The organism is Lacicoccus alkaliphilus DSM 16010, assembly GCF_900142805.1.
GTDB lineage: Bacteria > Bacillota > Bacilli > Staphylococcales > Salinicoccaceae > Lacicoccus > Lacicoccus alkaliphilus.
In genome coordinates this window covers 28,282-40,880 of the sequence record NZ_FRCF01000004.1, presented here as the reverse complement: position 1 = coordinate 40,880, position 12,599 = coordinate 28,282, and the positions used below count along the sequence as shown (strand labels likewise).

Here is a 12,599-nt window from a genome sequence, read left to right as displayed (position 1 = left end):
GCCGGGGGCTCTTTCAATCTTATAACGCCGCATCCTTTTTTTCGTATACTGCATCAAACAACAGGTCCCCCTCGAGGAACAGATGGTTGAATGTATCTTTTTCAAGTTTTTCGAGCCGCTGGAAGACCAGCCTGAGGTCACCGGTCGCGTTGCTGTGGGGGGTGTAGTCATTCGTCAGTGCACGCACTTCATAAAATCTCTGCGTGAATGTCTCATGTTCCCCTTTCAGACTGGTCAGGTAAGGTTTGAGTGCCTCAAAAAGGTGGGGATTCGGATTATCGATATAGTTCTCCAGCATTTTAAATGCGGTCCTCTCTTCCTGATCGATATGCTCGAGGACTTCCGCCTTCACCTTTTTGAAGAGTTCTTCCACTTCTTCCAACTCAGGCTGATCCTTCTTATTCTGTTTGACCGCTTTTTCCAGGTACGTCTCAAGGACAGGCAGTTCATCCTTCAAATCCTCATGATATTTTCTCTCTATATATTTTAAAATGCTTTTCTCATCCATATATTTGATATCGATGCCATCTTCATTGACAGGCTCCATCCCGTTGATTTCATACAGCAGGTTGTCTTCACTCAATCCTTTCTCCTCTGCAACGTCCCGCAGAACCTTATCACCGTTGAGCACAAAATCCACTCTCAGCTCACGGAACATGTCCCCCGAGCGCGGCACTTCCTTCACTATTTCCTTCAGCGTCATATCGGGTGTAATTGATTTCATAAAAGGCGCCTCCTTCTCTGGTTACTAGTATTATTACCGCATATATGAATTTGAAACCTTTTATGTACAGTTTAGTGAAAGATGACTCAGGGTATTATATAATTATTAATAAAAGACACGGAGGTCGACTCATGAACAAGAATATTAAAACATTGCTCAATGTTCTTCCAATCATATTAGTGCCGCTGTTCACGGAAAGGAACCGCATCAAGGAACACCCCGAAATGGAAAAGCTCGGGAGTTTTTCCAGCACGGCCTATCATAACGTCAAAGATAAAGGCGAAGGCGCCTATAAGTCGGTCAAGGACACCAGCTCCACCATCTACCATACAGGCAAATCCGCTGCAGGCACGGTCGGCAGTAAAATCAGCGATAAGAGGCAGGCACTTGCTTACAATAAGGATATAAAGTCTTATCAGCAGAGTGTCAAGAAGGAGGAGAAGCTGCTTGCCCAGTTCAAGAAGGACAAAGAGAAACACCGTCGGAAAAGGCTCCAGCAGAACCTCACCAAAGACACCGTCGTCCCTAAAATAATGCAGTCGAACCAGGGGATGTCGAACGAAGATAAAATTTCAGGCATGACCGTGACTCCGGAACTGATTTCTGAGGGGCCTGCCATCGATTCCCGGACCGGATCGGCGCTGGTGACGAACCGGGAAAACCAGGATATTGCACTGATGTATGACGAGGACCGCCCGCCAAGCCGTGCCTCTCTAAGTGAAAAAGATGAAAAGCGGCTGAACATCCATAAACAGGAGAAACAGGATGAAAAACATGATAAGATGGAAATCGATGGTACAGATCAATTAAATGACGAGGAGAATGACATGACTACTGATGTACAGCAGCAATATTTCGAAAAAGTGGACGACCACGAAGCAAACATTTCTGATTTCGATCCGGGAGAACTGTTCAAAAAACACCATGAAAAGCTGGATCCGACAGTCAGTTACGACAGGAAGGGCCCAAAAGGCGCGACGGGCACAGCCATCAGCCAGGACTCGTTGTTCGGACAGCACCGTGCAGCAGCCGAAGATCATTATACAACACATGGCCGCAAAACCGGCATCAAAAACAGCATGACCAAAAACAAAAAGCAGAAAAAGCTTGAAAACAAGATCAACAAAAAAAGACAAAAATTTTAAATCAAATTGGGTGAACAGCGATGGAGATAAAGAGAATAACCGTGTATTGCGGTGCGACATCAGGCAGACTGCCTGAATATGAAGAAGCGGCATACCAGCTGGGCAGGGATATTGCCGAAGCCGGTTATGAACTTGTTTATGGCGGCGGTTCAGCAGGAATGATGGGCGCTGTGGCCAACGGAGCTGTGGATGCCGGCGGCGAAGTGATCGGGGTCATCCCCCAATTCCTGGTCGAACGTGAACTGGCCCACCACCGCGTTCAAAATTTGGAAGTGGTGCAGACGATGCATGAGAGAAAAGCCATGATGGAAGAGCTGGGGGATGCCATCATCACCCTTCCGGGCGGCGCAGGCACACTTGAAGAATTTTTTGAAATGTATACATGGGGACAGATCGGGCTGCATCAGAAGCCCCTTGGCATCATTAATACGAACAATTATTTTGACGGGCTGATCGCCATGTTCGATAAGATGATTGATGATGAGTTTTTGGAGGGCCGATACATGGACCAGGTATCCGTCGGCGAAGACCTGGACTCCCTCCTTCCTCAATTCATGTCCCATAAACCGGTGGCAGTCAGAACATATAAAGACCTGCAAAAAGGGCATCGCTCATAATTTGAAGCGATGCCTCTTTTTTATGTCCATCTTATAGACGACATGTTTCTTAAGCGAGTGGCCATCGATGATTGAAGGGTGTTCGAACGTGTGGACCTTTTTCATACCCAGTTTCAGCATGATATTGATCGACGGATAGTTTATGCTGGCCGTATATGCATAAATCTCCCTGATATCAGTGTTACGTTCTGCAAATTTAACGACTCCCCTTGCCGCTTCCGTTGCAAAGCCCTGATTCCAGTACCTTTTCGCAAAACGCCAGCCAATTTCAATGGAAGGTAGGAAGTGCAGCTTCAGAGGGCCGTCTTCTTCCCACACCTGAATGCCCGTGAAGCCGATGAACTCTTTTGTATGCCTGTTTTCGACGGCAAATAAACCGAAGCCCCTCGCATCGATATCGCGCTGGGCATTCAGTATGAATGCCTTCGATTCCTCCGGTGTCGCGACATCGGGGAAATAACGCCGGACGTCCCTGTCCCTGTTCAATTCGATGAATTTTGGTATGTCGCTCTCTTTCCAATCCCTTAAAATCAACCGCTTCGTTTTAATATATTTCATATCAACCCTCTACTAGCGTCCCATGATAATGATCATTCGCTGACATGTCCACTTTCGTTGCCCTTCGGGGCCTCCTGCCGGATATAACTGACAAGACGGACTTTAAATTCCTCTTTGTTGAAATCATATTCTTCGATATTTTCTTTTTTTTCGGTTGTCGCAACGACATCCACAAAATCAGGCAGGTCCTCAAGATCGAATTTGATTGTAAATGTCTCGAAACCCTGTTCAGGGCTGGGCTTTTGAGCAACGACCCTGCGTTTCACCCCTGTCAGGTCCACCAGTTTTGAACCGACGATTTCTTCAATTTCCTTGCCGAGCTGGTCAATGGTGAATGTTTCACCCTCTATCAATGAAAATTTCTTCTCGTGCATAACCTCATTCTCCTTTCTAATCTTCATGCGACGCGTCTTCCGACGCTTCATCAGATTCTTCTTCATCTTCAGCGCCGGTCTCCTCCGGGAGCATTTCCTCAAGCTCTCGTTCTTTGTTCGCAATATCACTTTCAACCGCTTCGTTTTCACTCCGCACCTGTTGAATTTCACTTTGAAGCTCACCGATATCCTTGTTGACTTCTTCCAGGTCTTTTTCCGCCTGAGTCGGCGCATCGCTGCATGCCGTCAAAAACACTGCCGTAAAGACTGCCAATATTAATCTTTTCAATACAGACTCCCCTTTTCATCAATGCTGTCATTATAGCACTTTCAAAGGAAATATTCTTTATCCGGATAAAAAAATATAGGTGATGCCTTCGACATCACCTATACCTCTTTTTCATTATTCTGAAACAGTCGTCTCTCTGAGCTGATAGATGCCAAGCGCATCGATCACAAAGTTATCGACGTTCGTATTAACGCCTGTAACAAAATCCTGGTGGTGGATGTAGATCATCGGTGCAATCTCCACCAGTTCTTCCTGAAGCTCACTGTAGATTTCTTCACGCTCATCAGGGTCCGTTTCAGTACGTCCTGCTTCCAGCAACTCATCCACTGTCTCATCAGCCAGGAATGAACGGTTGCCCGGGTCACCATGCATTGATGAATGCAGCAGTGCATACAGGCCGTAATCGGCGTCACCTGTTACAGTGGACCATCCCAGTACGAACATATCATGGTCTCCGTTTGCTGTAGTTTCAAGGTATGCACCCCACTCAAGCTGCTGTACAGACACATCAATGTTGAGTTCCTCCAGTGCTTCCTGCATATAGACTGTAGTATCCACACGCTGCGGCTGGTCATTGGTGAGGATTTCAAGTTCAAAACCATCTTCGTGACCTGCTTCTTCCATCAGTTCTTGTGCACGATCAAGATCGTAGGTGATGCCTTCCACACTGTCATCGTGACCGAATACGCCCGGCGCAAGCGGCCCTTCAGCAGGTGTGCCGACACCTTCGTAAATGCCTTCGATGATCGCTTCACGGTCGATGGCATAAGAGATCGCCTGACGCACGAGAGGATCATCCAATGGTTCCTGCTCGACGTTGAAGCCGACATATGACAGGCCGAGTGACGGCGTCAAATCGACTTCTGTAGAATCATGTGATTCAAGACGATCGATGTTGGACGGTTCCGCAGCACCGGCAATGTGACTTGAACCTGTTTCGATTTCAGCAAGACGCGCACCTGTTTCAGGTACGACTTTGAAAGTCACCGTATCAAGCTGTGCAGCATTTTCTTCGTCATGGTAATCTGCATTGTTCGCAAGTACGACGTTTTCACCTGCGGCACGTGATTCAAGTTCAAACGGACCTGTACCCACCGGATTGTCGGCAATATGATTGCCCGCTTCTTCGGTGATCGCATCCGCAATTTCTTCGTGTTCTTCTCCGCCTTCTTCACGGAGTTCATAATATTCTTCGACCGACATGTCTTCGCCCGCTTCTGAAAGCGCAGCTTCATAGTCGGCATCAATGACTTCCTTACTGATCATGCCGCCCGCATCATGTGCGAGGTGTGCAAGTATCGGTGCAAACGGGTATTCCAGGTTGATCTGGACAGTGTAGTCGTCGACCACATCCACACCCGTCACCATTTCATATAGGAACATACGTGGTGAAGCGACTGCAGGATCAAGAATGCGTTCCAGGTTTGCTTCCACCACTTCTGCGTTGAATTCTGTGCCGTCATGGAAAGTCACGCCTTCTTTCAAAGTGAATTCCCAAGTCGTGTCGTCCACTTCTTCCCACTCTGTGGCAAGCCTTGGCTGCACTTCCATGTCTTCATCAAGGTATGTAAGTGATTCATAGATGTTGTTACGAACATTACTTGAAGGCACATCGTTGTTGCCGTGTGGATCAAGGCTCACGATATCCGATGCTTCCGAAATGATGAGATCTCCACCACCGGACCCTTCGTCTGCAGCACCTTCTGTGTCTTCTTCTGTGCCTTCTTCGGTGTCTGCCTCGGGATCGACATCACTGTCATCCGCACAGGCGACGAGTACGACAGAAAGCGCTGTAATCATTGCCATCATCAGCAATAATCTGAAATTCTTCATACACCTTACCTCCTAATATTAAAATCAAATGAAATTCCTGACCTTTTTTAAATATACCTCAATACTTTTTTTATTTCAACGAAACTTTTGAAATATCTTACAATTGAAATCCAGGGCAAACAAAAAAAGGAGGACAACCCCTCCTTTTTCATAAAATTATTCTGCAAATGTCACTTCCCTGAAATCAAAGATGTTGTAACTGTCGATATAGATACCTTCGACATTGTTGTTGTAAGCATTCAAGTTTTCACCATGACGGACGAAGATTGCCGGTGCTTCGTCGACCAGGATCTGCTGTGCCTCTTCGTAAATCTCCTGACGTTCGTCATCTTCGGTCACCTGTGCCCCTTCATCAAGCAGTGCATCCAGTTCGTCGTTGGCAAAGAAGGAACGGTTGCCGGTATCTCCCATATTATCGGAGTGGAACAGCGGCGATATACCGTTATCCGGGTCACCGGTCGAGTTCGACCAGCCCAGGATGAACATATCATGCTCTCCGGCTGCCGTGGCATCCAGATACGCGCCCCACTCGACCTGCTCCACATTGACATTGATATCCAGGTCGGAAAGGGATTCCTGCAGGAATACAGCCATATCCACCCGCTCGGGGTTATCATCATTGACCATCAGGTTGATGTCGAAGCCGTCCCCGTGTCCTGCTTCTTCCAACAGCTCCTGTGCCCTGTCCAGATCATATTCGAGTCCTTCAAGATCTTCCGAATATCCGAGCACGTCCGGTGCAAGCGGTGCCACTGCCGGTCTTCCGGAATCATTGTAGACGCCTGACAATACCGCTTCTTTATCGAATGCATGTGTGATCGCCTGGCGGACAAGCGGATCGTCGAGCGGTTCACTTTCAGTGTTGAAGCCGATATAGTCGATCGACACCGATTCATTTCGGCTGAGCGTCACGTCATCATTATCCTCCACCCGGTCGATATTGCTGGATTGGACCGCCAGTATGAAGTCGGAAGATCCTGTTTCAAGTTCGGCGATGCGTGAACCGGTTTCGGTCACAACTTTGTAAGTCACGCTGTCTATCGTCGCAGGTCCGTCCCGGTAGTCTTCATACTTTGTAAGCACAGTGTTTTCACCTGGATTCCTTGATTCGAACTGCATATAGTTCGTGCCGACAGGCTCCTGTTCAATCAGGCTGCTGATGTCCCCGGCAATTGCGTTTGCAACTTCTTCGTGGTCATCACCGCCTTCATCGCGGAGTTCATAATACTCTTCGACCGACATATCTTCTCCCGCTTCGGATAATGCATTTTCGTAATCCGCATCGATCAGGTCTTTACTTATGAACTTACCCGCACCATGCGACAGGTTATTCAAAAGCGGAGAATATGCATATTCAAGTTCCAACTGGACTGTATAGTCATCGACGACATTGACATTTTCAACCATGTCCAGAAGGAAGGCCCTCGGTGAAGCCACAGCAGGGTCAAGCAGACGCTCAATGTTCGCTTTGACCACTTCTGCATTGAATTCACTGCCGTCATGGAAAACGACACCTTCCTGTAAAGTGAATTCCATGGTCGTTTCATCTATTTCTTCCCAGTCTTCAGCAAGCAATGGAACGATCTCCAGGTCTTCATCTTGGGTGACCAGCCCTTCATATATCTCATCACGTACCTGCTCCGACGGCACATCATTGCTGCCGTGCGGATCCATTGATACTGCATCACTTGGAATGGCGATCGTGAGATCACCGCCGTCGGCAGTTTCTGTCTGTTCGTCAGAACCGTCCCCTTCCGCCGCTTCTTCATCGACACCGTCATCATCAGTACATGCTGCGAGTACAAGCACCATGACACTGACTAAAAATAACCTCCAAAAGCTTTTCATATACATCCCCCTCGTTTCCCTAAGTTATAAACATGATACTTCAATCTGTTAATTCAATCAATAGAAAATTTTCAGAAATTTTATACCACTTCCGCCCGCTGATGGATAATCAAATCGTGAACACCACCTCGCACATGGCCTGGAAGTTCAATAAAATGCAGCTCCGCTTTTCAGAATGTTTCAATTTTTCCTGGTTGGGGAATTAAATATGAAAATATCATGTAAAGGATGTGTCTATTTTGCAGGCGGTAACTGTACAAGGGAAAAACAAAGTTAAAGTCAAAAAGATGAAAGCACCTGAGATACAGGAAGGCACGGATATGATCATACGGGTGACCTCTACCGCGATATGCGGCTCTGATCTGCATCTGTACCGTAAAACCATGCCGATCACCAACGACTACATCATCGGCCATGAACCCATGGGTATCGTAGAAGAAGTCGGACCGGGGGTCAAAAACAGAAAGGTCGGCGACCGCGTCGTCATTCCTTTCAACATCAGCTGCGGGGAATGCCACTTCTGCCAGAACCAGATGGAGAGCCAGTGCGACAATTCCAATCCTCATCTCGATACAGGCGCTTACTTTGGATTTTCAGAACTCTTCGGTAATTATCCGGGCGGGCAGGCGGAATATTTGCGTGTGCCTTATGCAGACTTCACTTCCTTCCTCGTGCCTGAGGACAGTGAACTGGAGGATGAGAGCCTGCTCTTTCTGTCGGACGTCATGCCGACAGCCTACTGGAGTGTCGACCACAGCGGTGTGAAAGACGGGGACACGGTCGTCATCCTGGGCTCCGGGCCGGTCGGACTCATGACCCAGAAATTCGCATGGATGAAAGGCGCGAGCCGTGTCATCGCAATCGACCATGACCAGGTGAGGCTGAATCATGCGAAACGCACCAACAGTGTGGAAGCATACAATTATAAGGAAATCGCCAACATCGGGGATTACGTACATGAAATGACTAAAGGCGGTGCTGAAGTCGTCATCGACTGTGTCGGCATGGATGGTGAAATCACCAAAAAAGACCGCATCAAAACATTGGGAGGACAGATCGGCACCATCGATCCGATCATACTGGCAGCAAGGATGGTCAGAAAGTTCGGCACCATCCAGCTGACCGGAATATACGGCGCACCGGCTGCAGGGTATCCGATGCACCGTATATTCTCACGCAACGTCACTGTCAAAGCCGGGCAGGCACCCGTGATCCATTACATGCCGGAGCTTTACCAGATGGTGAAGGACGGGAAAATCGATCCGACCGACATCATCACCCATAATGTGCCGCTCAAGAAAGCTGAAAAGATGTATCAGATCTTCGATGCCCATGATGACGACTGCATCAAAGTCGTCATGAAGCCGTAAATCATGGAACCAAAAGACCCGTGCGGGGTTCCCCGCACGGGTCTTTTCAGTTATTCGCCTATGGTCACATTCCTGAAATCAGGTTTGATGAAGTCATCAATATATAAACCTTCCACTTCACTTCTGTAAGCATTCATGCTGACACCCTCATTAAAATAAATCGCCGGTGCATCTTCGACAAGTACTGCCTGTGCTTCTTCGTATATTTCCGCACGTGCTTCTTCGTCCTTTTCCTCGCGTCCCGCTTCAAGCAGCGCATCCAGTTCCGGATTGTCATAAAATGTACGGTTGCCCTGGGCACCATGCATGCTGGAATGGAACAGAGGCCAGAGTGCCTGGTCGGGGTCCCCGGTGAAGTTCGGCCATCCAAGGAGGAAGACGTCATGTTCCCCTGAGGAGGCCTCTTCAAGGTAAGTGCCCCACTCGATCTGCTCCACAGTTGCAATGATATTGAGTTCAGCGAGTGCTTCCTGCAGATAAATCGCCGTGTCCACCCTTTCCGGTGCATCGTTAGTAATGATGCTGAGTTCAAAGCCGTCTTCGTGACCTGCTTCTCCCATCAGCCGCCCGGCTTCTTCAAGGTCGTATTCAAATCCCTCGATATCCCCGGTGTCCCCGGCCATACCTTCGATGAGCGGCCCGTTCGGAACTTCACCAATACCATTAAAAATACCTTCTATAATTTCATGCCGGTCCACTGCATGGGAAATCGCCTGCCTGACCCGCACATCGTCGAGCGGTGCCTTTTGAGTGTTGAATCCGATGAAATTAATTGAGACATTGGAATTATTATATGCCTCCGTCTCCGGGTGGTTTTCAATCCTTTCGATATTGCTCGAGTCATACCCGAACATGATATGTGATGTGCCCGTCTCAAGTTCGGCCATCCTTGCCCCTGTTTCAGCCACAATTTTGAATGTGATGCTGTCGAGGTTCATCGGATCCTGCCAGTAGTCTTCATTTTTGTTGAGGACGATGTTCTCCCCCGGTGATCTTGATTCAAACATTGCATAATTCGTGCCGACAGGGTTCTGATCGACGACAGATCCGATTCCACCTGAAATCTCATCGGCCGCTTCTTCAAACGATTCCCCGCCCGCTTCACGCAGTTCATAATATTCATCGACCGAATATCCGGCACCTGAGTTTTCAATCGCCTGTCTGTAGTCTTCATCAATGACTGCTTTACTGATCATGCCGCCACCGTCATGTGTCAGATGACTGAGCAGCGGGGCAAACGGATACTCCGTGGTGATTTCCACCGTGTGTTCATCGATGACCTCAACCGACGAGATCATTTCAAAAAGACTCAGTCTCGGGGAAGCGACTGCAGGATCAACCAACCTGTCCAGATTGGCTTTGACGACTTCGGCATTGAATGCACTGCCGTCATGGAATTCCACATCTTCCCTCAACTCGAAACGCCATGTCAGATCATCCAACTGTTCCCATTCTTCGGCGAGCAGCGGCTCGATCTCAAAATTTTCGTCCTGTGTCACCAGACCTTCGTATATCGTGTTCCTCACCTGGTCCGAGTACAATTCATTACTGGCATGCGGATCAAGCGACACAATGTCATTTCCGGTCGATATCACCAGATTGCCGCCGTCAATATCTGCACTCTCCTCGTTGCCCGACACCGAATTCCCACCATCACCATCATTCGTACAAGCTGTGAGCACTAAAACAGACAAAACCAATAAAGATAACCTATGTATGTATTCCATATATGGACCTCCCCTTCTAATACCCTATTGACTTACTAGGAATTATTTCCTATTGTATCACTATGAATTTGATTTTGTAAAGGGGATGATACTCCCCCAGCATATGTAAACCCTTACATTTTCATTCGATAAGCCGGGCTTTGTGATATTATTCCCCTTTTTTACCATTGCTATTATGCATTTGAAAATGTATTATTATTTAATAGCTATATTATAAGTATAGTTTTCACACTATTGCTAAATTTCAATGATAGGGGGTCTCTTAAATGGCGGTCGCTTCTAAAGAGAGGGTTCGGGATACTAAGCCCGTTAACCCGCGTATCAAGAGTTTTAAAGAGTTTTTCAAACGGCTTAGAAAGAACAAGTCGGCCCTGGTCGGGTTTTATGTGCTGGCATTTTTATTTCTTGTGTCGATTTTCGGTGCAATAGATGCCAACTACAATCTACTTGGTGTCAACTCGAATGCCACAAGTCTGACGGAGAAATTGGAGGGTCCTTCAGCCGCACACTGGTTTGGAACTGATCATCTCGGCAGGGATATCTTCTTCCGTATACTGCATGGTATGTACATAACACTCGGGGTCGGTTTTGCAGCCACATTCATGGGTGCACTTGTCGGTGTCCCACTTGGTATCCTTGCAGGTTATTACGGTGGATGGCTTGATACCATCATCATGCGTATAATGGATGTTCTGCTTGCGTTCCCGGGCATCCTGCTTGCACTTGCTATCGTTTCTGTCCTTGGCGGCAGTACAATCAACGTCACTATCGCAATTGCAATCGGCTCACTGCCGCAATTCGCCCGTATCGTTCGGGGTTCCACCCTGACTACGAAAAAGCTCGAGTATGTCGATGCCATCCGGGCACTCGGTGCCAGGGACGGCAAGATCATATTCCAGCACATTTTGCCGAACATCATGTCGCCGATCATCGTCAACACGACACTATTCATCGCTTCTGCAATTCTTTCTGCAGCAGGACTTTCGTTCCTGGGTCTCGGTGTTCAGCCACCGACGCCTGAATGGGGTGCGATGTTGAATGACGGGCGTAACTACATGTATCAGGCAGGGCACATCACTTTCTTCCCGGGTATGATGATTGTGATCGTAGTACTTGCATTCAACTTATTTGGAGATGGATTGAGAGATGCAATTGATCCTAAACAAAAAAATTAGGAGGTAAATCATGACAACATTTATTATTAGACGTATTCTGCAGCTTATACCTGTGCTGCTCGGGGTTTCGATACTTGTGTTCAGTCTGATGCACCTCACTCCAGGTAACCCTGCAGTCATCATGGCCGGCGAAAGTGCGCCTGAAGCAACCGTACGTGCCATTGAACAGCGTTTAGGATTGAACGATCCACTTTATGTACAGTATTGGAACTTTTTGACAAGTGCCCTGCAGCTCGATTTTGGCACATCCATCCGGGACAACATTCCGGTGATGAATCATATACAGGCAAGGTTCTTCATCACTTTGGAACTTGCAATCTACTCGACGATATTCAGTCTTGTTCTAGGTTTGCTGGCAGGCATCGTTTCTGCAGTCAGACGTTACTCTTTTTCTGATGTTGCACTTATGATCGTTACTCTGTTCGGCCTTTCAATGCCAAACTTCTGGCTCGGTTTGATGCTGATCCAGTGGTTCTCGATCGAACTCGGCTGGTTTGCACCGACCGGATGGGGTAATCTTGACCAGATCGTACTGCCGGTCATAGCTCTCGGTACAGCCGGGGCAGCGATCATCGCACGTATGACACGGAGTTCGATGCTCGATGTCATCAACCAGGATTATATACGTACTGCACGTGCCAAAGGTGTGAAAGAACGTGTCGTAATTTTCCGTCATGCACTTAAAAATGCATTGATTCCAGTCGTAACCGTTGTTGGTCTGCAGTTCGGTTACTTGCTTGCTGGTTCAGTACTGACAGAAAGTGTATTCGCGATCAACGGCCTTGGCCGGCTGATCATCGACTCGATCCTGCAAAGGGACTTCCCTGTCGTCCAGGGTGCTGTCCTAGTGATCGCCGTCACTTTCGTATTCGTCAACCTGCTGGTTGATATTTCATACAGGATGCTGAACAAGCGTGTGGACCTAAACTAGGTAGGGAG

Annotated in this window: 12 protein-coding genes; 5 read left to right on the top strand and 7 right to left on the bottom strand. The window is 47.9% G+C overall.

Annotation, left to right across the window (positions count from 1 at the left end):
* Positions 1 to 19: 19 nt before the first annotated feature.
* Complete coding sequence (locus BUA12_RS06435; protein WP_072709603.1) at positions 20 to 724, bottom strand: hemerythrin domain-containing protein; 705 nt, start codon at positions 722 to 724, stop codon at positions 20 to 22.
* 131 nt (positions 725 to 855) lie between these two features.
* Between BUA12_RS06435 and BUA12_RS06430 the strand changes: the two genes are divergently transcribed.
* The gene (locus BUA12_RS06430; protein WP_072709602.1) at positions 856 to 1,869 is read left to right on the top strand and encodes a hypothetical protein; all 1,014 of its coding nucleotides are present in this window, start codon (positions 856 to 858) and stop codon (positions 1,867 to 1,869) included.
* A gap of 20 nt (positions 1,870 to 1,889) precedes the next feature.
* The gene (locus BUA12_RS06425) at positions 1,890 to 2,486 is read left to right on the top strand and encodes an LOG family protein (RefSeq protein ID WP_178138238.1); all 597 of its coding nucleotides are present in this window, start codon (positions 1,890 to 1,892) and stop codon (positions 2,484 to 2,486) included.
* On the opposite strand, the gene BUA12_RS06420 is transcribed toward BUA12_RS06425, so the two are convergent.
* The 5 genes from BUA12_RS06420 to BUA12_RS06400 form a co-directional block, all read right to left on the bottom strand.
* Complete coding sequence (locus BUA12_RS06420; protein WP_072709600.1) at positions 2,481 to 3,044, bottom strand: GNAT family N-acetyltransferase; 564 nt, start codon at positions 3,042 to 3,044, stop codon at positions 2,481 to 2,483. The two genes, BUA12_RS06425 and BUA12_RS06420, sit on opposite strands and share 6 nt — an antisense overlap.
* Before the next feature lie 32 nt (positions 3,045 to 3,076).
* Positions 3,077 to 3,418, bottom strand: coding sequence for a hypothetical protein (locus BUA12_RS06415; RefSeq protein WP_072709598.1), 342 nt, complete (start codon positions 3,416 to 3,418; stop codon positions 3,077 to 3,079).
* Positions 3,419 to 3,434: 16 nt separating this feature from the next.
* A complete protein-coding gene (locus BUA12_RS06410; RefSeq protein WP_072709596.1) occupies positions 3,435 to 3,707 on the bottom strand; it encodes a hypothetical protein in 273 nt (90 codons plus the stop codon).
* Between the two features lie 114 nt (positions 3,708 to 3,821).
* A complete protein-coding gene (locus tag BUA12_RS06405) occupies positions 3,822 to 5,540 on the bottom strand; it encodes a glutathione ABC transporter substrate-binding protein (RefSeq protein WP_072709594.1) in 1,719 nt (572 codons plus the stop codon).
* A 156-nt stretch (positions 5,541 to 5,696) separates the two neighbouring features.
* Positions 5,697 to 7,388, bottom strand: coding sequence for a glutathione ABC transporter substrate-binding protein (locus BUA12_RS06400; RefSeq protein ID WP_072709592.1), 1,692 nt, complete (start codon positions 7,386 to 7,388; stop codon positions 5,697 to 5,699).
* A 239-nt stretch (positions 7,389 to 7,627) separates the two neighbouring features.
* Here BUA12_RS06400 and BUA12_RS06395 point away from each other — a divergent pair, with 239 nt between their 5' ends.
* Positions 7,628 to 8,758, top strand: coding sequence for an alcohol dehydrogenase catalytic domain-containing protein (locus tag BUA12_RS06395; RefSeq protein ID WP_072709590.1), 1,131 nt, complete (start codon positions 7,628 to 7,630; stop codon positions 8,756 to 8,758).
* A 50-nt stretch (positions 8,759 to 8,808) separates the two neighbouring features.
* Here the strand turns inward: BUA12_RS06395 and BUA12_RS06390 are convergent, their stop codons facing one another.
* Positions 8,809 to 10,485 carry a glutathione ABC transporter substrate-binding protein gene (locus tag BUA12_RS06390; protein WP_072709588.1) on the bottom strand — a complete coding sequence of 559 codons (1,677 nt, stop codon included), beginning with the start codon at positions 10,483 to 10,485 and terminating at the stop codon, positions 8,809 to 8,811.
* Positions 10,486 to 10,751: 266 nt separating this feature from the next.
* On the opposite strand from BUA12_RS06390, the gene BUA12_RS06385 reads away from it, so the two are divergent.
* Both BUA12_RS06385 and BUA12_RS06380 read left to right on the top strand, forming a co-directional pair.
* Positions 10,752 to 11,660: an ABC transporter permease gene (locus BUA12_RS06385; protein WP_072709587.1), complete on the top strand. Its 909-nt coding sequence runs from the start codon at positions 10,752 to 10,754 to the stop codon at positions 11,658 to 11,660.
* Between the two features lie 10 nt (positions 11,661 to 11,670).
* Positions 11,671 to 12,591 carry an ABC transporter permease gene (locus BUA12_RS06380; protein WP_072709585.1) on the top strand — a complete coding sequence of 307 codons (921 nt, stop codon included), beginning with the start codon at positions 11,671 to 11,673 and terminating at the stop codon, positions 12,589 to 12,591.
* Positions 12,592 to 12,599: the final 8 nt, after the last annotated feature.